Annotated in this window: 16 protein-coding genes; 3 read left to right on the top strand and 13 right to left on the bottom strand. The window is 46.0% G+C overall.

The annotated features are described in order from the left end of the window. Nucleotides 1-36: 36 nt before the first annotated feature. The 6 genes from AAA938_RS18705 to AAA938_RS18680 form a co-directional block, all read right to left on the bottom strand. Nucleotides 37-1194: an efflux RND transporter periplasmic adaptor subunit gene (locus AAA938_RS18705; RefSeq protein WP_338230298.1), complete on the bottom strand. Its 1158-nt coding sequence runs from the start codon at nucleotides 1192-1194 to the stop codon at nucleotides 37-39. Further along, nucleotides 1194-5513, bottom strand: coding sequence for a CusA/CzcA family heavy metal efflux RND transporter (locus AAA938_RS18700; RefSeq protein ID WP_338230296.1), 4320 nt, complete (start codon nucleotides 5511-5513; stop codon nucleotides 1194-1196). Before AAA938_RS18700 ends, AAA938_RS18705 begins: the two co-directional genes overlap by 1 nt. A gap of 71 nt (nucleotides 5514-5584) precedes the next feature. Continuing rightward, complete coding sequence (locus AAA938_RS18695; RefSeq protein WP_338230295.1) at nucleotides 5585-6964, bottom strand: sensor histidine kinase; 1380 nt, start codon at nucleotides 6962-6964, stop codon at nucleotides 5585-5587. Beyond that, on the bottom strand, nucleotides 6961-7629 hold the full coding sequence (locus AAA938_RS18690) for a response regulator transcription factor (RefSeq protein WP_338230294.1): 669 nt from the start codon (nucleotides 7627-7629) through the stop codon (nucleotides 6961-6963). The genes AAA938_RS18695 and AAA938_RS18690 overlap by 4 nt, the downstream gene beginning before the upstream one ends. Before the next feature lie 95 nt (nucleotides 7630-7724). Then, a complete protein-coding gene (locus AAA938_RS18685) occupies nucleotides 7725-8939 on the bottom strand; it encodes a PepSY-associated TM helix domain-containing protein (protein WP_338230293.1) in 1215 nt (404 codons plus the stop codon). Nucleotides 8940-9125: 186 nt separating this feature from the next. Next, on the bottom strand, nucleotides 9126-10145 hold the full coding sequence (locus AAA938_RS18680) for a PAS domain-containing protein (RefSeq protein ID WP_338230292.1): 1020 nt from the start codon (nucleotides 10143-10145) through the stop codon (nucleotides 9126-9128). A gap of 711 nt (nucleotides 10146-10856) precedes the next feature. On the opposite strand from AAA938_RS18680, the gene AAA938_RS18675 reads away from it, so the two are divergent. After that, nucleotides 10857-11633, top strand: coding sequence for a DUF6503 family protein (locus AAA938_RS18675; protein WP_338230291.1), 777 nt, complete (start codon nucleotides 10857-10859; stop codon nucleotides 11631-11633). Here the strand turns inward: AAA938_RS18675 and AAA938_RS18670 are convergent, their stop codons facing one another. The 4 genes from AAA938_RS18670 to AAA938_RS18655 are packed head-to-tail and all read right to left on the bottom strand — an operon-like array spanning nucleotide 11634 to nucleotide 15660. Beyond that, nucleotides 11634-12497 carry a transglutaminase family protein gene (locus AAA938_RS18670; RefSeq protein ID WP_338230290.1) on the bottom strand — a complete coding sequence of 288 codons (864 nt, stop codon included), beginning with the start codon at nucleotides 12495-12497 and terminating at the stop codon, nucleotides 11634-11636. It lies immediately after the preceding gene. Between the two features lie 2 nt (nucleotides 12498-12499). Further along, on the bottom strand, nucleotides 12500-13243 hold the full coding sequence (locus tag AAA938_RS18665) for a proteasome-type protease (RefSeq protein WP_338219431.1): 744 nt from the start codon (nucleotides 13241-13243) through the stop codon (nucleotides 12500-12502). Between the two features lie 8 nt (nucleotides 13244-13251). Then, nucleotides 13252-14220, bottom strand: coding sequence for an alpha-E domain-containing protein (locus AAA938_RS18660; RefSeq protein ID WP_338230289.1), 969 nt, complete (start codon nucleotides 14218-14220; stop codon nucleotides 13252-13254). A 12-nt stretch (nucleotides 14221-14232) separates the two neighbouring features. Further along, complete coding sequence (locus tag AAA938_RS18655; RefSeq protein WP_338230288.1) at nucleotides 14233-15660, bottom strand: circularly permuted type 2 ATP-grasp protein; 1428 nt, start codon at nucleotides 15658-15660, stop codon at nucleotides 14233-14235. Nucleotides 15661-15886: 226 nt separating this feature from the next. Here AAA938_RS18655 and AAA938_RS18650 point away from each other — a divergent pair, with 226 nt between their 5' ends. Further along, nucleotides 15887-16789 carry a YitT family protein gene (locus AAA938_RS18650; RefSeq protein WP_338230287.1) on the top strand — a complete coding sequence of 301 codons (903 nt, stop codon included), beginning with the start codon at nucleotides 15887-15889 and terminating at the stop codon, nucleotides 16787-16789. A 179-nt stretch (nucleotides 16790-16968) separates the two neighbouring features. Here the strand turns inward: AAA938_RS18650 and metG are convergent, their stop codons facing one another. The 3 genes from metG to AAA938_RS18635 form a co-directional block, all read right to left on the bottom strand. Continuing rightward, nucleotides 16969-19029, bottom strand: coding sequence for a methionine--tRNA ligase (gene metG / locus AAA938_RS18645; RefSeq protein WP_338230286.1), 2061 nt, complete (start codon nucleotides 19027-19029; stop codon nucleotides 16969-16971). Between the two features lie 100 nt (nucleotides 19030-19129). Then, the gene (locus AAA938_RS18640) at nucleotides 19130-19762 is read right to left on the bottom strand and encodes a TetR/AcrR family transcriptional regulator (protein ID WP_338230285.1); all 633 of its coding nucleotides are present in this window, start codon (nucleotides 19760-19762) and stop codon (nucleotides 19130-19132) included. 152 nt (nucleotides 19763-19914) lie between these two features. Continuing rightward, nucleotides 19915-20244, bottom strand: a complete 330-nt coding sequence (locus AAA938_RS18635) for a hypothetical protein (protein WP_338230284.1) — start codon at nucleotides 20242-20244, stop codon at nucleotides 19915-19917. On the opposite strand from AAA938_RS18635, the gene ligA reads away from it, so the two are divergent. Then, nucleotides 20243-22696 (top strand): NAD-dependent DNA ligase LigA, encoded by a 2454-nt coding sequence (ligA, locus tag AAA938_RS18630; RefSeq protein ID WP_338230283.1) that lies wholly within the window; start codon nucleotides 20243-20245, stop codon nucleotides 22694-22696. The two genes, AAA938_RS18635 and ligA, sit on opposite strands and share 2 nt — an antisense overlap.

Genomic DNA, 22696 nt, shown 5'->3' with positions numbered 1-22696 from the left:
ATTAAACTATTGAAATTAATAATAAACCTTCTTCCATTACAACAAATTAAACCCACCCTTCACCAATATCTTGGTCTCTGAGGTGATTCCCTCCATAGGCTTGATGGAAATCATCCCTTGATTTCGCACTCCGGGTTCCACTTCGATTCGCTCCAGCTCATATCCCTCCTCGGTTTTGGCTTTTTGGATCAAAATAAAATAGGCCCCATCCACCTCTGTGACCGCCTCTTCAGGAAGGGTCCAGCCGTTTTCGGAATCCAGATTTACCCTGGCCTGGACAAACATGCCGGGAATCAGATTTTTCCCCAAAGACTCATCCACCAAGTCAGCATGCACATTGATCTGCCGCTGCTCATTCACAGTCTGCCCTACCACATGGATTTCTGCCTCATAAACCTGGTCTGCACGGTCCGGCAGAGTAAAAACCAAACGCTGACCAATATGAATCAAGCTTGCATCCTTCTCAAAAAGCACCAATTCGATATGCAAATGATCCTTGTTCAAGAGGCTCAGCGCCTTTCCAGAAGCGGGTAAAAACTGCCCCGGAACCACATGAACCTCCTCCACAAATCCATTGATGGGAGATACTACAGGTACTTTGGAGCGGATATTTTCCGGAGTCAGTTGATCGGCTGAAATCCGAATCAGGCTCAATTGCTTCTTTAGCCCCTGACTCTTTGCCAAAGCTCCCCGGTAATCGGCCTCCGCCTTCAGCAAGTTCTTTTGTGCTGAAATTTGCTCAGCAAAAAGCGTCTTTTGACGCTCATACTCTGCTTTCAGGTAATCCAACTGACTGGCTGTTTCCAGATAATCCTGCTGCAGGCGGACAAAATCCGGGTTTTCCAGATTGAAAAGCACCTGCCCCTGACGGACAGACTGCCCTTCGATCAAGGTCAAATCACTCACATACCCCCCGAAATAAGCAGAAACCTCCTGCATACCTTCCACGGGAATTTTCACAGTACCCTGCACGGTAATCTGCGAGGAGAAATCACCCGTCTTGATGCTTCCCCATTCCATTTCCATGGTGCTAAATTGAGTGTTGGAAAGAGAAATGAGCTCTTTGGATTCCTCCACTTCAGTGACCTGAATTCCTTCTTCTTGGGATGCTTGCTTTTCTCCACAGCTAAACAGCAAACTGGCTCCAAGAGCCGGAAAAAGGAAAAGACTTCGGTTAAATAGTAGGGATTTCATCAGTTATTGAGGTAAATGAGTTCTAATTGATTGAGTTGATAGTCCAGCTTGGCCTGTAGGTATTGCAGGGTGATCATCCGAGAATTTTCGATCAGCTGAACGTACTGAAGGAAGTCTATTTCGCCTTCTTTGAAAGATCGGATAGCTTGCTCTCTCAACTGTTGAGAAAGGGTTTTTCCCTCGGATTCGTAGTAGGCGATCACCTGCTCATTTTGAGCCAAAAGAGTTTCTATTCGTTCATAATTGGTCTGCAGCTTTTGGCTGTAGGCTTCGGATTCGAGCAGAATTTGCTCCTGCTCATACTTTCCTGCTTTGATTTTTGCACTTTGGCTTCCAAAAAAAAGCGGAATGCCTACCCCTGCCTGAAACCCGGGGTACACTCGGGCATCCGGACCGGGATTGGTCCCCCGAAATACGTCCAAATGAATATCCGGAAGGAGAGTTCTTCGCTCGGCTTTGGTCTGGCTTTCCGCCTGAAGATAGGCTGCCTGATAGAGCAGAGTTGAGGGATGACTTTCCCAATCCATGGGTTCAGGAAGAGAAATCGGAGAATTGTCCAGTTCAAAATCAAAGTCAATATTCAAGAGCTGCTTGATTTGTCCTTTGGCGATTTCAAAATTCCGGACAGCTTCTTCTTTTTTCAGGGCGATTTCCCGCTGCTTGCTTTCAGCAGTCAATTTCTCCAGCAGATTACTTTCTCCGGTCTGCAGCCTACGGGTAGCAGCTCTCGCAAACTCCCCGTACAAACTATCCAAAAATGAATAGTTACGAGTCAGTTCCTCCCAGTACAGCGCGGTGACAAAGGCCTGGCTGACCTGCTTTTTGAGTTGCATGGTGCTTAGCTGAAAACGGGCGGACTCCTGCAGTTCGGCAGCCTGAAGCACCTGCTTTTGGGCAGAGTAAAGGGTCGGAAAAGCAATACTTTGCCTCAAGCCCCAAACCCGGTTGTAGACTCCGTTTTCGGCGATGTCATTTTCATCTTGGGCGTAGTATAGCTCGGTTTTACCCAAAGTCCAGCCTGATTGACTTCTTGCTGCGGCAGATTCCACCCGCTTTTGGGCGGCCATGATCTCCAGGTTTTGCTCTTCGGCCAACTGAAGAGCCTGATCGAGACCAAGCTTTTCTTTGTCAGTTTGAGTAAAAGCCGGGAGAGAAAGGAAGAATACCAAAATGAGCGTTGTTATTCCTTTATTGGAACTTTGAGACTCCTCTTTGGGGCGGTTGAAAAGAATATACAGCACAGGCAGCACAATTAAGGTAAGCAAAGTGGCAGAGATCAAGCCACCCACCACTACGGTGGCCAAGGGTCTCTGAACCTCAGCCCCGGCAGAGTAGGAAATCGCCATTGGCAAAAATCCCAAAGCAGCAGCAGAGGCGGTCAGCAGTACGGGACGAAGCCTTTCCTTTGCCCCGTGAATGACCATCTCCTGAAAAGAAGAATAGTGGTGTTTCATGGATTTGAAATGTTCGATCAATACGATTCCGTTGAGTACCGCAATTCCAAAAAGGGCGATGAATCCTACTCCTGCTGAGATACTAAAAGGCATATCTCTGAGCCACAACAGAACCACTCCACCGATCGCGGAAAAGGGGATAGCGGTGAAAATCATAATGGCATCCTTGGAAGAGGAAAAAGCGAAGTAGAGCAGGACAAAAATCAAAATCATCGCAATGGGTACTGCGATAAGCAGTCGGGAACGGGCCTGCTGGAGATTTTCAAATTGTCCTCCGTAGTCCACCCGGTATCCCTCCGGAATATCGATTTTGGCTACAATCCCCTGAATATCATCCACTACAGACTGCAAATCCCTATTTCGCACATTGACTCCAATGACCACCCGACGCTGCGTATTATCCCGGGAAATCTTCGCCGGCCCTTTGGTGTAGGTAATCTTCGCCAACTCTTGGAGAGGAACACTTCCTCCCGTGGGCAATTGAATGGAAGCATTTTCGAGGTGGAAAATATCTTTTCGGTATGGTTCGGCAAATCGGACTACCAGGTCAAATTGCTTTTCTCCTTCAAAAACAATCCCTGCACTTGTCCCTGCAAAGCCCATGGTTACCACCTGATTGAGATCCTCCACATTGAGACCGTATTTGGCGATTTTGCTGCGATCGTACTCGATCTTCATCTGAGGCAAGCCGTCCACTTTTTCCAGAATGATATCCGCCGCACCTTCTACACCCTGAATGGCTGCTTCGATCTTTTCTGCAGTCTGCAGCAAAACATCCAAATCTTCTCCGAAGACCTTGATCGCCAAGTCAGCCCTTACCCCGGTGATCAACTCATTGAAGCGCATCTCTATGGGTTGGGTAAATTCATAATCCAGGCCGGGAATAGCCGTGAGCGCTTCTTTAAACTTCTCCGCCAATTCGTCTTTGGTCTCCACCGTGGTCCATTCGGATGGAGGATGAAGGGTCACTATGACATCACTTTCCTCCATGGACATGGGATCCGTGGGGATTTCGGCTGCCCCGATTCGGGTCACCACTTGGTTGACTTCGGGAAATTGGAGGAGGATCTTCTCCATTTTGGTGATGGTCTCCACGGTATTGGAAAGGGTGGTTCCGGTCTTCAATACCGGCTGAATCACAAAATCCCCCTCATCCAAAGTAGGCACAAACTCTGCCCCAAGGGTAGAAAAAAGAAGTATCGCAGCTGCCAAGACTCCCCCTGCTCCGATCAGCACTACGCGTGTATGCCGGATGGCCCACTGCAAAGAAGGCTCATAGATTCGGTTGAGAAAACCGATCAGCCTAACAGAGACATTTTTCGGGCCTGGAGGATTGGATTTGAGAAAAATGGAGGAAACTACCGGGACATAAGTCAGGCCCAAAATCATTGCCCCAACCAGGGCAAAGCTGAATACCTCTGCCATTGGCCGGAACATTTTTCCCTCCACTCCGGAAAGGGAAAGAATGGGAATGAATACGATAATGATAATGATCTGACCAAAAATGGCCGAATGCATCATTTTTGAAGCTCCGGTGAAGGCGATTTTGTCTTTTTCTCCCTGCTTTTCAGTCTTGGATAATCCCTGAAAAACCGAGGAAGATTTGGCAAACTGATAGGCGATATACTCCACGATGATCACCGCCCCGTCAATGATGATCCCAAAATCTATCGCTCCCAAACTCATCAAATTGGCATCTACTCCAAATAGATACATCATTGACAAAGCAAAAAGTAAACTCAAAGGAATCACCGAGGCCACAACCAGACCGGAACGGAAATTTCCCAAAAGCAAAACCACCACAAAAACCACAATCAAACAGCCGAGAATGAGATTTTCCGCAATGGTAAACGTGGTCCTCCCGATCAGGTCAGAACGATCCAAAAAGCCATTGATGACAATCCCCTCGGGCAGGGTGTTTTCCATTTCGGCAATTCGCTCCTTGACCCGGTCAATGGTCCGCTTGCCATCTGCACCTTTGAGCATCATCACCTGCCCGAGCACCTTTTCTCCCTGTCCATTGGCCGTGATCGCTCCAAAGCGATTGGCATGACCAAAGCCTACTTGAGCAATGTCACGGATATAAATGGGCGTCCCTCCACGCATTTCCACCACGATATTTCGGATATCTTCCAGATTGGCTACAAGACCTTCTCCCCGGATGAAAAAACTCTCATTGGTCTTTTCGATGTAGCTTCCGCCTGCAATGGAATTGTTTTTGGCCAATACTTCATATACCGCCGCCAAGTTGATATCCATGGCTTTTAGCCTTTCGGGATTGATGGCTACTTCGTACTGCTTGAGATATCCCCCCCAAGTATTGATTTCCACTACCCCCTCGATTCCGGCCAGTTGCCTACGGACTACCCAATCCTGAATTGTCCTGAGATCAGTGATCGTATATTTATCCTCAAAGCCCGGCTTGACATCGATGATGTATTGGTAGATCTCTCCCAAACCGGTAGAAATCGGCCCCATAAACGGAGTCCCAAATCCCTGCGGAATCCGCTCCTGAGCCATAATCAGGCGTTCGGAAATCAGCTGACGGGGAAGATAAGTCCCCATATCCTCCTCAAAAACAATGGTCACTACCGAAAGTCCAAACTTGGATACGGAGCGAATCTCTTTCACCCCCGGAAGATTGGCCATTTCCAACTCCACAGGATAGGTCAGGTATTTTTCTACATCCTCAGTGGCGAGATTTCTGGAGGTGGTGATGACCTGCACCTGATTGTTGGTGACGTCGGGAACGGCTCCGATGGAAAGTCTCGTCAGGGAAAAAATCCCAAAGCCTATCCAAAAAGCAGTGAAAAGGAAAATCAGGAGCTTGTTGTGGATACTCCATTGGATAATTCGGTCAAGCATGAGCTGGATAATTTGACCCTAAAGGTCAAAATCCAGCATTAGCACTGCCTTAGGCGATTCTTAAGATTTGCTTAAGATTGGGAAAAGTCCAGACGAAATACACTTCCCGCCGAGGGGCTACTTTGGACAGAAAGGCGGATTCCAGACTCTTGAGCGAGTTTTTTGACAATAGCCAAACCTAAGCCAGTCCCGGGAATTCCTTCATCCACTGCTTTCTTTTCTCTGAAAAAAGGATCGAAAATCTGTTCCAGATTATCCTGGTCAATGCCTTTTCCCGAATCGGCCACTTCGATAAAAGCCCCATGATCGGATTTGCCCGTTCTCAGGATGACTGGGGAGTTTTCATCGGAATATTTGATGGCATTCTGGAGCAGATTATCCAAAATCATCTGGAGTGTCTTCTCATTGGCTTTGATGTAAATGGGCACGCTCACCAGAGACTGAAAGCTCACCTCCCTCTGATGATCTTTGGCTGTCTGATCGGCCAGTTCTTCCAAAAAGGTGATCAATTCCAGTTCCTCTCTCACCAGATTTTTGGAACTCTCCACCCTAGCCAATGCCAAAAGTTGATCAATCAGTGAGCTCATCCGATCGATGGTTCCCAAGGCAGTTTTTATCTTCTGCTCGTATTCTTCAGGACTTCTGGACTTTCGAATCAGCACTTCCAGAGTACCTCTGAGCACAGAAAGTGGGGTTCTCAGCTCATGAGAAGCATCCGAAGTGAACTGCTTTTCTCTTTTCAAGGATTGCTCCAATCTTCCCAAGAGCTCATTGATGGACCGGGTGAGTTGTCCGATTTCATCATTCAATTCGGGCTCGGGGATTCGCTCATTCAGATTTTTCTGGGTGATCTGATTGGTTTTGGCAATGATCTGCTGGATGGGCTCCATACTTTTCCCCGCCAGATATCTCATCGTGAGAAAGAGGGAAACCAAAATCATCGGGTAAAAAACCAAAAGAACATTTCTCAGGTTGTCCAAAAGCTCCCGGGCATCTTCAAAGGACTTGGCCAAAAGAAGATAGCCTTCGGGCTTGCCCTCGTTGTAAAGGGTAATTTGCCGCTGACGGACCTCCTGAGCCCCTAACTTCTGAGTCCATGCTTCATTTTTCCTTGATTTCTCAGGAGAAAAACTCAAATGGTTTTCCCGGAGATTGGGAGATCGGTCCATGGATTTTCCTTCCAAATCCACAATTTCGATGAATATCGGATTGAGCTGAATCTGACTGTGCTCCATCTCCTCCCACTCGTCCTTATGCAGAAAGCGGATTTCGCCCTTGACCAAAAAAATCTGATCCTGATGCTTCTCCGTTTCCAGTTGAAGTTCCCGGTCGATATTTTGGATCACGGTGAATCCGGCCACTCCGTAGATCAGGGCAAAAACAACCAAAATGATCAATGCAGTGACCCAGGTCAATCTCCAGGCAATTCGCTCTTTGTAGGCTGTCTTCATGCGTCTTTGGCCATGTACCCCACTCCCCGGATCGTCTGAATCCAATCCTCCTCCTTGCCAATATCCAGCTTTTTGCGGAGAGAATTGATAAATACATCAATCACACCGGTATTGTATTCAAAATGAATGTCCCAAACACTTTCGATGATTCGGGTCCGACGGCAAACCTTGTTTTTGTTACGTATCAGGTATTCCAGCAAGGCAAATTCCTTCTGGGTAAGCTGGATTTCTTTCTCATCCCGCATGACCAGATGCCTGTCTGGATAGAGGCTGATCGGACCAAGCGTGAGTTTTTCATCGGTACTTGCTTTACCTCTCAGCTGCACACGAATCCGCATCAGTAGCTCTTCGAAGTGGAAAGGCTTTTTGATGTAGTCATTGGCCCCGCTCTGTAGGCCAAAGACCGTTTCGTCCAAGGTGTCTTTGGCGGTAAGGAAAATGATAGGAGTCGAAGGAAAGTCTTTTCTGAAAATCCGGGTCAGTTCTATCCCACTGATTCCGGGAAGCATCCAGTCCAGAAGAAGGAGATCGTATTCCCCGGAAAGAGCCAATTCTAAACCTGTTTTTCCGTTATCCGCTGTATCTACAGCAAAGCTCTCCTCCTCCAGCCCCTGCTTGAGAAAGTTGGAAATTCCGGGTTCGTCTTCTACTACTAAGATTCGCATAGCCCTAGCAATATCCTATCTATCAGGGAGGGAAAGAAAAAAGAAGGCTTAATTTTTTCTTAAAAAAAAGACTCCCCGAGTGGAGAGTCTGAATTTTAGACAGCTTCAGCCATTATCGGCTCTTTTGTTTTCTTCTTTGCTGACTTTTTCTTGCGCTTATTCCACCAGATGAGCGTTCCGGTTACAGGAAGCGAAGTAGCTACCAAGCAGGCCAAAAACCACAAAAACTTGGTGAACTGACCGAATATCTCCCCGGTATGCAAAGCCTTTACGGAGCGACCGATCTGCTGACGCACCGGTAAATCCCCAAATAGATTGGCTTCATTTACTTCCAAATTGGCTGGATTCAATTTCAGTTGATCGGCTCCAGATCGTGCAAAAAAGCCGGTTCTGTACTTGCTGACTTGGATGTCATCGCCTGGTTTTTCCGGCAAATTGATTCGAAGATTCCCTCGGTAATCCAGTGCTTCATTTCCTGCCAAAACTACCTCATCGAGGGAGATGTACCCTAAAGGAGCCAATTCCTCGATTTCTTCAACTTCTTTGGGAGTTTCTGATGCGGCTGTGTTGGTTTTAGGGGCCTGATAGGTATCCCAGGTCTTCTGCCAACCTTCTCTATACCACTGATAGGACCAAAACGGTCCGGTCACGGCCATCAAAAAAAGGAAAATCAAAGAGTAAAATGCCAAAGTATTGTGTAAGTCATGGTTGACCCGCTTCCAATTGCCTGACCATTTTATTTTAAGTCCCTGCTTCCAGTTTTTTACTTTCTGAGGAAACCAAATCACAATTCCCGTCAAAACTCCCAAAAGGAAAAGTAAAGTCGCTACTCCATTGATAAACCGACCCAAATCCCGGTTGCCCATGCTTTCCATAATCGGCTCCTCCACTCGATCCAATAGCAGCCATCGATGCAGGGAAAACATATAGCCCATGAATTCTTCGGTAGAGGTCTTTTCGGAATTATCGGCCAGAATGGCACCTGTGTAAGGATTCACATAGTAGGAAACAGCCCTCTCCTCCCCTTCTTTTTTGGCACTAATCTGAACTGTTCTATTCTCCCCAGGATAAACCTGAACTCCGGTAACCTCCGCATTCAAATCAGCTTCTACCTGGGCTCTCAGTTCATCCAGGCCAAGCTTTTGGCCTTCTACTTCTACGAAATAGCGTTCCGAATCAAAAAATTCGCGGATTTCAGTGTTGTAGACATAGATGGTACCGCTGAGACAAACGGCTATCACAATCAGACCGCAGGTAAGCCCTGCGTAGAGGTGAATATCATTGAAAAACTTCCGGATGGACTTCCACATGGAACTCTTGTTTTTATTTGGAACAAATCTAAACAAGAGTTTTATTATTTGGAAATAATCTAAAAAAATATAGTACCCTTTTTTGATTTTAGACCCTACCTGCCATTTCGAAAGCGCAATGATTGAACTCAAGCAAGAAAAAAAATCCAACAGACGCGTATTGATCTCCCTGCAACCCTAAATCTTTCAAATCTCGGTATTGCGTCTGAGTATATCTTCCGATTTCATAGCTACATCCCTTATCAAATCATCGATCTCTTTACAGGAGGATTTCATGATCTGAAGAAGTCTTTGAATCTCATCTAAAGAGATGTCACTTTCTTCAGAGATCAAATTCAAAACCCCCATCAATCTCGCCACAGGAGCTCGAATCACGTGGCTTTGTATCCAGGAAATTTCTCTAAACCGATCATTGTGAAGTTGGATTGTGGCAAAAAAATTCTCCAAATCAGTAACATCCTTTGCAAAAACGGAAGCACCAATAATTTCCCCGCCCGAAAAAATCGGATTGAGATTCATTCTATAATACTTCTTACCGCTTTCGGTCAGATATGTCTCTGTGCTTTCAAAAGACTCTCCACCCAATGCTTTTTGATAATTTCTTATCCAAAACTCTTTTTTATCCGGTTCTACAAAATCGATTACATAATCTCCCACATGAATTGGACGCCCAAGAATCGAATAACAGGATTCAATGAATTTGGTATTGGCAAATCTCAATTTCATATTTTTATCGATTGACCAAATGGACTCAGAGGAACTTTCCATGATGGACTTGAGCATACCGGCCTTTTCTTTCTCCTGCCAGCGTAATTCCTTTAGAGTAGTGATATCCGAAAAGGTCACCAAAACCTGATCTACCTTTTTCCCATTCTCATTGAGTTCAGGAATGGCATCAATCATGATCCAAGTTGTTTTTATGGATTTCCCAGGCCTGATTCCCATGACTACATTTCTTATAGGCTTTGCCGTTTTCAAGGCTAGGTTAACCGGATGTTCCGCACCCGGAAAATTTTCCCCGTTTTCACGAATCGATCTCCAATCGGGATCAAAGGAAGTTTTACCGAATATCTGATCATGAGTCAATCCAAGGATTCGCTCAGCGGCTGGATTTGCATAAATGATCTTTCCTGATGAGTCATGATACACCACTCCCTGTATCATTGTGTGCAGCAGGCGCTGAAACTTTATTGGGTTTATATGCATATCTAACTCCTGTTTATCCTAAGAGCTTGGGATAAATAATTTCTTCTGGAATATTGGAAAAGAATGAATGAAATTACTCCTTACATTTTCATTTGTGCCTTGCCCCAAAGAAGCCGGTATACTTTGATTTGAAGCTACATTTTGGCTCCTATGCTTTTCCGTTCCAAGCTTTATCTCTGAGTAAAGTACATCGAATGACATGCTTTTATCCCCTTCGAAATCAATGCTTTTCATTCTAGAAAAAATTTTTGGACTACTCAAGACTAATGTTTTGACCACCTCTTTGGGAATAAATATCCAGCTCGATTCATCCTTTGGGAAAAAGTACCAAGAGTCAGATGCTGATTTGCGTTCCGTCCCGGTATTTACGACCCTATCCCGAATCTCCTCCCAATGGATATTTCCTAAAAAAGAGCTTTCATCAACAAATCCTTCTATCACGATATTTTTTTTTCCAATCTAACTCGAGCAAATCAAACTACAAATCAATTCCTTACAAAAAGCATCTTGATTTATATGATCCTTTGGAATGCTCCACCTCGATGATTTTTCTTGATCCAAAAAATCATTTGGCCGATAAAAAAATGCCTATCAGCAAAAACCAAAAAAAGGGAGTGGAGGAGATAAATTACACCAATGGAATAGAAGGTATAATTTATTCGAAGCCCGAAAATTGATTCCTATTGGTATATTTCCAAAAAAAACCAGTCTATGCCAGTCCAAAGATTCCTGTTTTTCCTGCTAAGCCTAATCATTTTTGCCGCTTGCGAAGAGAAAAAATCTGAGCCCGATCCCCGATTGGAGCAGCCGGAGGAGTTTAAGCAACTATTGAATGCCCATGGAGAATGGGAAAAGTGGATCAATGCCAAGGCTTTTTCCTACGCCATGATCCATGAGACCAACCTTGCTTGGGAGAATCACTACATCGATCTGGTAGGCAGAAAAGTAAGAATCGATGCCGACACCTGGCAAATCGGCAACGACGGAGAAAAAGTCTGGATCAGCCCCAACCGGCAGGCATTTCAGGGCCGATCTGTTCGCTTCTATCACAACCTTTACTTTTACTTTTTTTCTATCCCTTACATTTTCACTGACCCGGGAGTCAAGGTAAAAAAGACCGAAAACAAGCTGTTAAACGGGATTTCCTATGAGGCTTTTGAAGTGAGTTTTGAATCCAATGTGGGCGACAGTCCGGACGACAAGTATTTCATGCTCGTGGATCCTGAGACAGGCCGCTTGGCTTGGGTGCTGTATAAGGTGACCTTTTTTGACAAAAACAACCAATCCATGAATGCCCTCAAATACGAGGACTATCGGGATGCCGGCGGATTGGTATTCCCACGATTGATGACAGGCTATGAATTGGAAAATGATTCCACCCGAAAGATCCGCTATCAAGTAAGTTTTGCAGATGTGTTTTTGGTGGACAAGGCCCTTGATGACGAGCTTTTTGCCATGCCGGAGAAAAACGCTGTCGTAGCCAATTGATTACTTAGAACGATGTAGCAGCTTGATGTCCACTCTGGCTTTGAGTTTGGATTGAGCTGTTCCGGCAAAGGTCCCCTGAACAGGCAAAGTTCGCTGAGGGTCAGGATGTGAGGCTAATGGAATGTAATGATGGTCCGTAAGCAAGCCCAAACTCGGGTCTAAGCCTACCCATCCCGCGCCAGGAAGAAATACCTCCAGCCAGCCATGAAGCTCATGCCCTGCTTCCAACTCCGGGTTGAAGGCATAGCCGCTGACAAAGCGAGTAGCCAATCCCATTTCCCGAAGCATTTCCATTTCCATCAAGGCAAGATCCCGGCACGAACCTGTCCTTTCGGCATAGGTAAAAGTCGGTTCCCAGATATCCTCTTCTTCCCTGACCTGATGTTTCCAGTTTTGGTAAATGGCCTGAGTCAGTCTGACCAAAAAATCGATCAATCCATTGGATTGGCTTCTAATCCCTTGGATAAATTCAGTGAAGTGAAAATCTTCCGTGGAAGAAAGAAAAGGAATGAGAAAGGCTGTTTTTTCCTCATAGGAAAACTGAAAGAGCGGATCGGTCCAGCCTCTCTCTTCAAATGGCCTGTCCAAAATAAATCCGAAAGGGTTGAAATCCCGAAGCTTGAAAATCCATTCGGAATGAATCTCCATCTGCTCAGTCTGGGCCGAAAACCAACACTGACTGTACCAATTACCCGCTAGGTCCTGACGGAAGTTCTGTCCGTCTGGATTGGGTAAAACATCAAACTTCTGATGCTCAATCCGAAAGTAAGGTCTATGCTGAGGCTGAAGATAGAGCTTATGAATCCCCAAAAAAACCGGGGAGGAATACGTATATCGGGTATGATGCCAAACCTGAATCAGCATGTTCAGGTATTTTCAAGAATCTGTTCGAAATCCTCAAAAGCGCTGCTGAGCACTTGGGAAGGCAATTCTTCAATGGCTTTTTTCAGTCGATTATTCCAAAAAGCAGAGATATGCTCCAGTTCTCTTTGCTCGAATCTCTTTTCCTTGGTGAAATATTCGTCATTTTTCAGGACCACGGTATCGATCGGAAAGTCCACATCATTGGCTGAAATCCTGGTAGCATCAAAGGCCAAAAAGGCGCATTTGAGAGCATAATCCAAGGAATCCTCATAATGAAAGGATCTCTTGAGCACCGGATGCCCAAAGCCGGAATTCCCGATAATCACAAAGGGAGTTCCTTTCCGGATCTCAATCCAGTTGCCCTGAGGATAAAGCAGATACAATTTCGGTTCAGGATCATCTTCCAGCTGTCCACCGATAATGGAAAACAAGTTGAATTGAAGTCCAGACTCTTCGAGATTGGCTTTGTCCTCTTTGGCTACGATTTTCACCTGATTGCCAAACTCATTCACTGCCTGATATAGCTTGGAAAATGAGTCGTCCTGATGGGCGATGACTTCAGAAAAATACGTAATGGCTTTGTCCCGAACTGAACGAAGTCCAGAAGTCATGATGAAGAAAGAGTGCTTACGCTTGTTGACTGTGTAGACTTTTTTGGAAGTAGTGGTCTCACTACCGGAAGTAATCCGGGTATCCGAGAGGCCTACAAGGCCATGTTTGGTTTTTATTCCTAGACAAAAGGTCATCCGTATGATCAGGGGTTTTCGGTGAAATTCAATTTCAGCTGAAAGAAATTCTCCGAGATGAGGTCCGAAATATGGTTAATTTTTAATTGGAGTCCATCCAAATATTCATGAAGCCCCACAGAAATTATATCATCGACCTCTGAGTATTCCAGGCGGGACTTCATTTCTCCAATGGCTTTTTCTGCGGAATTTTTGAATCCATCCCCGGAATTATCCGAGATGCAGTGCAAAAACCGCTCAGCCTCTTTCAGGCAATAGTAAATCGATCTGGGGAAGTATTTGTTCAGCACCAGAAACTCAACCACGCCTGATGGATCTATGTTCCCATACAACCTTCGATAGGTATTAAATCCGGTCACAGACTTCAGCAAGGCTGTCCAATGCAGAAAATCCAGCGGAGTTCCCACCTCATTGGGTGATGGTAAAAGGATATGGTACTTCACATCCAAAATCCGGGAAGTCTTATCGGCTCGCTCCAGCATTTGCCCGAGCTGACGAAAATACCAGCCTTCGGTTCGGGCCACGGTAGCATCAGCCAATCCGTAGATCAGGAGAATTTGGTTTTTCACGGATTCAAAAAACTTCCTCGGATCTTCCTTTTTCCAAACCTTCTTTTCATAGCCTTCGGTCAGCATGTAGTACAGCTCATTGGCCTTTTCCCAAGTTTCCTTACTCAGGTTTTCCCGGATGATCCGGGCGTTCTCCCTGGCCTTGGTGACAGCAGAAAGCATAGAATTGGGATTATCAGGATCAAAAGCCAGGAAGTGCATCACTTGATGACGCTCAAAATCCTTGTGTTTGGAAAGGTACACATCCAAATCCCCCGTCGCAGCTACCAAAGGCTGCCATTGCTCCTTCAGGTCCATGGGCAGATCCTGCATGAGATTGAAATTCACATCGATAAATCGGGCATAGTTCTCTGCCCTTTCAAGATATCTTCCCAGCCAATAAATGTGGCTTGCTACGCGGCTTAACATATTTTTTCTTGATTATTTGTACAAAACCCAGGTATCCTTACTTCCTCCACCCTGCGAACTGTTGACCACAAGTGACCCTTTTTTGAGCGCAACTCGGGTCAGTGCTCCGGGGATTACTTCGATTTCTTCCCCGTACAAAATGTAAGGTCTCAAATCCACATGCCGACCTTCGATTCCCTCTTCGGTAAGGCAAGGAACCGTAGAAAGTGAAAGCGTGGGCTGTGCGATATAATGCTTGGGATTATTTTGAATCAGAGTCCTAAACTTTTCATGCTCTTCATTGGTGGCTTTGGGTCCGATCAGCATTCCATAGCCTCCTGCGGCATTGGTTTCTTTGACCACCAGACTCTCGATATTTTCCAATACATACTTTCGATCCTCTTCTTCCCGGCAGAGATAGGTTGGTACATTGTTGAGGATGGGCTCTTCATCCAGGTAGTACTTAATGATTCGGGGAACATAGGCATACACGGCCTTATCGTCGGCCACACCTGTACCCGGGGCATTGGCCATGGCAATATTTCCTGCTTTGTAGGCTTCAAATATCCCCGGAATTCCCAGCATAGACTCGGGATTGAAGGTCAAAGGATCGATAAAGGAATCGTCAATCCTTCTGTAAATCACATCGATCTGCTGAAGTCCCCTGGTGGTTTGCATGTAGACTTTCTTGTCTTTCACTAGCAAATCCACCCCATTGACCAACTCTACCCCCATCTGAAGGGCAAGGTAGGAATGCTCAAAGTAGGCCGAATTGTAAATCCCGGGAGTCAATACGCCCACCACAGGCTTCGGCTTGTCCGAGAGAAACTGCAACATCTTGAGCAGCTTGGTCGGGTAGTTAGATACGGGCATCACGCCCTCGTCATTGAAGAGTTGGGGGTAAGCTCGCTTGATGATTTCCCGGCTTTCGAGCATGTAAGATACCCCGGATGGACAGCGGAGATTATCCTCCAGAATGTAATATTCCCCATCCTTATCCTTGACCAAGTCTGTGCCTGTGATATGGCACCAGATACCCTTGGGAGGGGTAAGCCCGATGCAGGGTTTGAGGTAATCTTTGGAACCCAAAATCAAGTCAGAAGGCACCACTCCGTCCTTCAGAATCTTCTGCTCATTATACACGTCCTGAAGAAAAAGATTCAGCGCATGCACCCGCTGCTTGAGTCCGGCTTCCAGCTTTTTCCACTCGGAGTTGGGAATAATGCGGGGAATGATATCCAGATGCAAAATCTTCTCCAAGCCCTGATTGTCATGGTAGACATTGAACGTCATGCCCATGGCCTTTTGGGTCTTATTTGCCGAAAACTGAAGCTGATGCATTTTTTTAGGCGAGGTCTTGCTCAAAAATTGCTGAAACTCCAGGTAGTGGTTCCTTATTTGCCCAGAGGCATCAAACATTTCATCGTAATGCTCTCCGCTTTGATATCCTTCTGTTTTCATTCTTTTAAAAATTTACCTTAAGTTAAAAAAGAAACCGGGAAATCAAATTTTTTCAAAAAACTCTCACTTTATCTATTTATTTGGCACTAGTTCGGCTATTTTATTTTCAATTCTTCAGTAAAATTGAGCAAAATATTCACGCAAGGTCAGTGATTTCGAATTCTTGCAAAAGAAACCTGCCAACTTCAAACTTGGGTAAAATCATCCCTTTGATCTACCTTTAACTATGCCGAAAAGAATCATCGCCTTAGGAAATACCGCATGGGCGCAGAAAGTGACCCTTTGGAGAAAAGTAAAAGACACCCTATTCATAGGCATTGGGGTGGTCATGGCAAGTATTGGTTTAAAGGGATTTTTGCTTCCCAACGACTTTTTTGACGGAGGCGCGATGGGGATGTCCCTTTTGCTGGAGATTGTGACCCCCTTGGACCTCTCTCCATTGATCGTTTTGGTTAACCTGCCCTTTATTTACCTGGGATACAAGCAGCTCAACCTTCGCTTTGCCATCAAAAGTACCTTAGCCATTTTAGCTTTGGCGCTTTTGGTTCACTATATCGAACTGCCAGTAATCACAGCGGACAAGTTGCTGATTGCCGTTTTCGGAGGATTCTTTTTGGGAAGCGGGATTGGATTTGCTATTCGGGGCGGGGCGGTAATCGACGGGACGGAGGTTTTGGCCATACAAGTTTCGAGAAAGTCCAGCCTGACCGTCGGTGACTTTATCACGGTTTTCAATGTCTGTTTATTTATTGTGGCCGCCATATTGGTCAATCTGGAGACGGCGATGTACTCCATGCTGACCTATTTCTCGGCTTCCCGCACGGTGGATTTTTTGATCAACGGGGTGGAAGAATACATTGGCGTGATGATTATTTCCGAATTTAACGAAGACATCAAAGCCAAAATCACTTACGATCTGGGCCGAGGAGTGACGGCTTTCAAGGCTGATGGGGGATTTGGGGAAAAAGCCAAAAATCCAGATCGAAACGTGCTATTCTGTGTGGTCACCCGGCTGGAAGTAACCCGGGTTTTGACCGAAATCGAAAAAATCGACCCCAAAGCATTTGTCATCCAATATCCAATCAAGGATACCAAAGGGGGAATGATTAAAAAGAGGCCCTTGCATTGATTTGGAGAAACAAGATTCGAGATGTCAGAGACAAGACGCTTGTCTAGACACTTTGGAAGTAAATCAAAAAAAAGCCATTGGATTCTTACCAATGGCTTTCAGAAATATCTAGGCTCTCGATTCTAGCTTCTTGTCTCTTGATTCTAATATCTTGATACTTGATACATTTATCTTGATACTCAAGAAATCGTCGATCCACTCGCTGTGCCCTCATGAGGCACCAAAAGCTTCAGCTTGCCGTCTTTGTCCTCGGCCATCAAAATCATTCCTTCTGAGTCGATTCCCATCATTTTCCGTGGAGCCAAGTTGATCAGCATGGTCACTTGCTTTCCTACCAAAAACTCAGGAGTAAAATGCTCTGCTACTCCACTCAAGACTGTACGGTGACCCAAGCCGGTATCCACTTTCAGCTTCAGCAATTTCTTGGATTTGGGCATGGGCTCAGCTTCCAAAACGGTCACCACACGCATATCCAACTTGGCAAAGTCATCATAGGAAATGATCTCCTTCATCGGGGTCACAGGGGCATTCGCAGCTTCATTCATCTTTTTGGCGTCTAATAATTTTTGTACTTGTTTTTCTACAGTTTCGTCTTCGATCTTTTCAAACAAAAGACCCATTGGACCCAAGGCCCGGTTGGCTCGAATCAATTCTCCATTCCCGGCCTCAGACCAGTTGCCTTTTTCGATTCCAAATAAGTCAAATAACTTCTGGGCAGTGAATGGCAGGAAAGGTTCGGATACTATGGCCAGATTGGCCGCAATATTCAAGGCGATATTCAGGATGGTTTTGGTGCGGGCTTCATCGGTTTTGATTTCCTTCCAAGGCTCGGTATCTGCCAGGTATTTATTACCCATTCTGGCCAAATCCATCACCAAACTCAAGGCTTCCCGGAAGCGATAACGCTCTATGGAAGCTTCGATTTTGGCAGGAAACTCCGCCAACTCCTTCAATACTTCCTGATCGATTCCTCTCAGTTCACCCCGCTCCGGCACGATTCCCTGGAAAAACTTCTGATTCAGTACCACAGCTCGATTCACGAAGTTCCCATAGATCGCAACCAATTCACTGTTGTTTCTACCCTGAAAGTCCTTCCAGGTAAAGTCGTTGTCCTTGGTCTCAGGTGCATTGGCAGTAAGCACGTAGCGAAGCACATCCTGCTTACCCGGAAACTCTTCCAGATACTCATGCAACCAAACGGCCCAGTTTCGGGAAGTGGAGATCTTGTCTCCCTCCAAATTCAAAAACTCGTTGGCAGGGACATTATCCGGAAGCACATAGCCTCCATGCGTCTTCAGAATCGCAGGGAAAATGATGCAGTGAAATACAATGTTGTCCTTGCCGATAAAATGCACCAGCTTGGTTTCCTGATCTTTCCAGTAGGGTTCCCAATCGATGCCTTTTTCTGCCGCCCATTCTTTGGTGGAAGAAATGTAGCCGATCGGCGCATCAAACCATACATAAAGCACTTTTCCTTCAGCATCCTGCAGAGGCACTTTGATCCCCCAGTCCAAATCCCGGGTCATGGATCGAGCCTGCAGGCCATCTCCAGCTTCCAGCCAGGATCGGCATTGGCCCAACACGTTGTTTTTCCAGTCCTCACCATGCTCTTCGAGAATCCATTTTTTCAGGAAACTCTGATACCTCGCCAAATCCAGAAACCAGTGCTTGGTTTCTTTCAGCACAGGAGTATTTCCGCTCAGCTTGCTTTTAGGATTGATCAGGTCGGTGGGCGAAAGGGAGGTTCCGCACTTTTCACACTGATCCCCATAGGCATTGGGATTACCGCATTTGGGGCAAGTTCCCTCAATGTATCGGTCCGCCAAAAACTGCTTGGCCTCCTCGTCGTAGTATTGCTCGGTGGTTTGCTCGAGAAATTCCCCTTTTTGGTACAAATCCATAAAAAACTCCTGAGAAGTCTCATGGTGGACCTTAGCGGAGGTACGGGAATAATGGTCAAAGCTGATCCCAAAGTCCTGGAAGGCCTTTTTCATCATCCCATGGTAATGGTCTACTACTTCTTGGGGAGTTTTACCTTCCTTTTGGGCTTTGATGGTGATAGCCACCCCGTGCTCATCCGAACCGCAAATGTAAGCTACATCCCTTCCTTGGGATCTTAGGTAGCGCACATAAATGTCCGAAGGCACATAGCAACCTGCCAAATGACCAATATGTAGAGGTCCATTGGCATAGGGCAAGGCCGAGGTAATCGTGTATCTTTTGAATTGTTTATTGCTCATGGGTGAAATAGATGGAAGACAGAAGACTGAAGACCGGAGTGGACTACGCTAAGCCCTCTAAAATCGTGGTCAAAGATAGGAAAATCAGATGAAGGAGGGCTCAGGCATTTTGAAATTCACTCCGGGCTTCTTCTGTCAAAATCCCATTGTAAATGATGCTGATGGCCTGATCATAAATATCGGAGGGAGGAATTTTGATCCCTTTTTGCATGGCTTCAGGAAACTGGGAGTAAAATTTAGGATCCAAAAGACTCTGAACAGCCGCCGCATACAGCAGAACTACCAAGCTGATGTTGATTCGGGGATTCACCAGACCTTGGGAGATTCCCTGCTCGATCAATTTGGCAAATCTCAGGTAAGCCGACTCGTTGATATAGGAGGTCAAATCCTCCCAAATCTCAGGAGCGAACTCCCTCAAATCCTCAAACAATTCGGGATTGATTGGAGCCAAATGCGTAGCTACGACGGTAAGAGATGACTTGAGCTTCAGAGGAAAAGAAATGTAACTGTTATCCAAGATGGCTTCGACCTTGGCAGTAAGCTTGGTTTTCAGGATTTCAAAAGAAGCGGAAAGCAACTCCAATTTGCCATCGTAGTATTTGTAGAGGGTCTTTTTACTCATGCCCAATTCTGCTGCTATATCATCCATAGTGGTGTGCCGATAGCCTTTTTGCAAAAAAAGGTGATAGGCAGCATCCAGAATTTTACCCTCAACCGAGCTCTTTTTACTCATTTCCTAAGTTTTAAGAATTTTAATACCAAGACTACTCTCAGCATCAGCCTGCGAATTACGACATTTTTATTTACGAAGTACGATTTACGAATTACGCCATCAACAGGATCTTCAGTTCTTATCTCCTTACTTTAAACTCCCGTTTCTCCTCTTTACTCATCGGACATTCGACAATATTTCCGCCTTCCGTCTTCTGCCCCCATACTTTCCGGCCTTACAACTTTGAAACTTACTAATCTTCCTTGCCTCCACAACTTCCTTACTCCCTTACTCCCCTTCTCCCAGACTCCCATACTTCCTTGCTCCCCAACTTCCTTACTCCCCTTCTCCCAAACTCCCCAACTTCCTGACTCCCCTTCTCCCCGACTTCCTGACTCCCCTTCTCCCCGACTTCCCGACTTCCTTGCTTCCAACTCCCACACTTTCCTCTTCCAAACTTCCCCCAATCCTTTTACTTTTACCCTTCTTAAGTTTTTACTCATGACTCACGCAGAAGCTGCACATCGGATCGCCCAACTCACCAAAGAAATCAACCACCACAATCACCTTTACTATCAGGAAAGCCGGATCGAAATCTCAGACTTTGAATTCGATCAATTGCTTGAGGAGTTGGTTCGATTGGAAACGCAGTTTCCGGATCTATTGAAGTCGGATAGCCCCAGTCAGCGGGTTGGCGGTACGATTACCAAGGAATTTCAGACCGTGGAGCATGAATACAGGATGCTTTCCCTAGGAAATACCTACACAGTCGAGGAGCTCAGCGCCTTTGATGAGCGGGTAATCAAAGGTCTGGGTCATCCAAACTATGAGTATTTCTGCGAGATGAAGTTTGACGGAGTGGCTATTTCTCTCGTGTATGAGAACGGCCAACTTGCCCGAGCAGTGACCCGAGGAGACGGCACCAAAGGTGACGATGTTACGGCCAATGTGAAAACCATCCGGAATATCCCCCTTTCCATCAAAGCAGCGAATGTCCCGGTAAAATTTGAGGTGAGAGGAGAGATTTTTCTCCCGATCAAAGAATTTGAAAAAATCAATGCCGAACGGGAGCAAAAAGGGGAAGCCCTACTCGCCAATCCCCGAAATGCAGCTTCCGGAACCCTCAAAATGCAGGACAGCGGAGTAGTGGCCAAGCGCAGGTTAAACTGCTATTTCTATCAGCTTTTGGGAGAAAATATCGGAGTTTCCAAGCATGATGAAGCCATCCACTTGATCGAAAGCTGGGGATTCAATGTCTCCCCTACTTACAAAAAAGCCAAGGACATCGATCAGGTTTTGGACTACATCGAGGAGTGGAGAGAAAAACGTTTCTCACTCCCACTCGATACCGATGGGGTGGTCCTGAAAATCAATGACTACGATCAGCGGGAGGAATTGGGATTTACCGCCAAAAATCCCCGTTGGGCAATCGCGTATAAATACAAGGCTGAGAGCGCTGAGACGGAATTACTTTCGATCACCTATCAGGTCGGCAGAACAGGAGCGATTACCCCTGTAGCCAATCTGGCACCCGTGCAGCTCGCCGGCACCACGGTCAAGCGAGCTTCCCTCCACAATGCCAATGAAATTCTTCGCTTGGGCATCCATGAGCGGGATTTTGTCTTTGTAGAGAAAGGAGGAGAAATCATCCCAAAAATCACAGGTGTGAATACCTCCCGAAGGAAGGCAGGAGCCCCACCAATCCACTACATCGAGCATTGCCCGGAGTGTGGCACTGAATTGATCAGAAAAGAAGGGGAAGCCAAGCATTACTGCCCCAACTCCCAAACTTGCCCCCCTCAGGTCTTGGGAAAAATCGAGCATTTCGTCAGCAAGAGAGCCATGGATATCGACTCCATGGGTACCGAGCGAATCCGAGCGCTGATTGACCAGGGCTTTATCCGGAGCTATGCGGACATCTATGATTTGGAGCAAAAGCAAAGTGAACTTCTCGGACTCGAAATGAGTCAGGATCAATACGAGCGTGAAGCTACTGGACTGCTTTATATTTCTTTGGAAAAGGCCCTTTTTGCTTTGACAGAAGGGATTTCCTTCAAGCAGATTCAGGATTTTCTGGCAGAAACAGCTCATCTAACACTCAGGGAGCAACTCAGAGGATTTCAGGGGCAGATTCGGGCTTGGAAGAAAAAAGTCCCTTCCAATGTGGGCATGATTGACTATCTACTTCAGAATCTGGACCAGCATGCCGATCTCATGAAGGTGGAAGACTACGTACCTGTGGCGGTAGTTTTGGAAATATTTCTGGGCAGAAGAGTTTCCTTCGAACAAATTCTAGAAGCCAGCAAAAAGCATGGTACAGTTCATATGATTTTGCTGGAATTGGACTTGGACTTGCCTTCTGAGATTCAGGAAAGAATCAAAAAACTGAAGGCCAATACCTTTCAGGAAGGAGTCATTTCCAATATGATGGAGGGGATTTTCAAGTCTAAAGAACAGCCATTTGAAAAGGTGCTCTTTGCTTTGGGGATTCGGAATATCGGAGAAAATACCGCCGCACTATTGGCCAAGCACTTTGGAAGCATCGAAAAGCTTCAGGAAGCTAGTGATGAGCAATTGCTGGAGATCAATGGTGTGGGAGAAACTTTGGTGACCAGCATCCGGGAGTTTTTTGCTCAGCAGGAAAATTTGGACCATATCTCCAGACTTAAAGCCAATGGACTGAAATTCGAGATCGAGCAGCGGGAGGAAAAGGTTTTGGGAAATGCACTGGCCGGAAAGCGGATTTTGGCTTCAGGCAAACTGCAAAACTTCAAGCGGGACGAGATCGTGGACTTTGTTCAGGCACACGGCGGGCAATACATTTCCTCCGTTTCCAAAAACTTGGACTTTATTATTGAGGGAGAAGAAATGGGCCCTAGCAAAAAAGAAAAAGCTCAAAAGCTGGGAATTCCCCTCATTTCAGAGGAGGAGTTTTTGAAGATGGTAGAGGGGTAA

This window comes from Algoriphagus taiwanensis (assembly GCF_036245645.1).
Classification (GTDB): Bacteria; Bacteroidota; Bacteroidia; order Cytophagales; family Cyclobacteriaceae; genus Algoriphagus; species Algoriphagus taiwanensis.
Note: the sequence above shows the minus strand (reverse complement) of the source record. Positions and strands in the feature narration are given on the sequence as shown.

What these genes read in the sequence shown, in the direction of transcription:
- AAA938_RS18680 (WP_338230292.1), bottom strand. Translation starts at nt 10,145, where the DNA reads ATGCATATAAACCCAATAAAGTTTCAGCGCCTGCTGCACACAATGATA.
- AAA938_RS18670 (WP_338230290.1), bottom strand. Translation starts at nt 12,497, where the DNA reads ATGCTGATTCAGGTTTGGCATCATACCCGATATACGTATTCCTCCCCG.
- AAA938_RS18655 (WP_338230288.1), bottom strand. Translation starts at nt 15,660, where the DNA reads ATGAAAACAGAAGGATATCAAAGCGGAGAGCATTACGATGAAATGTTT.
- AAA938_RS18690 (WP_338230294.1), bottom strand. Translation starts at nt 7,629, where the DNA reads ATGCGAATCTTAGTAGTAGAAGACGAACCCGGAATTTCCAACTTTCTC.
- AAA938_RS18685 (WP_338230293.1), bottom strand. Translation starts at nt 8,939, where the DNA reads ATGTGGAAGTCCATCCGGAAGTTTTTCAATGATATTCACCTCTACGCA.
- metG (WP_338230286.1), bottom strand. Translation starts at nt 19,029, where the DNA reads ATGAGCAATAAACAATTCAAAAGATACACGATTACCTCGGCCTTGCCC.
- AAA938_RS18665 (WP_338219431.1), bottom strand. Translation starts at nt 13,243, where the DNA reads ATGACCTTTTGTCTAGGAATAAAAACCAAACATGGCCTTGTAGGCCTC.
- AAA938_RS18650 (WP_338230287.1), top strand. Translation starts at nt 15,887, where the DNA reads ATGCCGAAAAGAATCATCGCCTTAGGAAATACCGCATGGGCGCAGAAA.
- ligA (WP_338230283.1), top strand. Translation starts at nt 20,243, where the DNA reads ATGACTCACGCAGAAGCTGCACATCGGATCGCCCAACTCACCAAAGAA.
- AAA938_RS18700 (WP_338230296.1), bottom strand. Translation starts at nt 5,513, where the DNA reads ATGCTTGACCGAATTATCCAATGGAGTATCCACAACAAGCTCCTGATT.
- AAA938_RS18640 (WP_338230285.1), bottom strand. Translation starts at nt 19,762, where the DNA reads ATGAGTAAAAAGAGCTCGGTTGAGGGTAAAATTCTGGATGCTGCCTAT.
- AAA938_RS18635 (WP_338230284.1), bottom strand. Translation starts at nt 20,244, where the DNA reads ATGAGTAAAAACTTAAGAAGGGTAAAAGTAAAAGGATTGGGGGAAGTT.
- AAA938_RS18705 (WP_338230298.1), bottom strand. Translation starts at nt 1,194, where the DNA reads ATGAAATCCCTACTATTTAACCGAAGTCTTTTCCTTTTTCCGGCTCTT.
- AAA938_RS18695 (WP_338230295.1), bottom strand. Translation starts at nt 6,964, where the DNA reads ATGAAGACAGCCTACAAAGAGCGAATTGCCTGGAGATTGACCTGGGTC.
- AAA938_RS18660 (WP_338230289.1), bottom strand. Translation starts at nt 14,220, where the DNA reads ATGTTAAGCCGCGTAGCAAGCCACATTTATTGGCTGGGAAGATATCTT.
- AAA938_RS18675 (WP_338230291.1), top strand. Translation starts at nt 10,857, where the DNA reads ATGCCAGTCCAAAGATTCCTGTTTTTCCTGCTAAGCCTAATCATTTTT.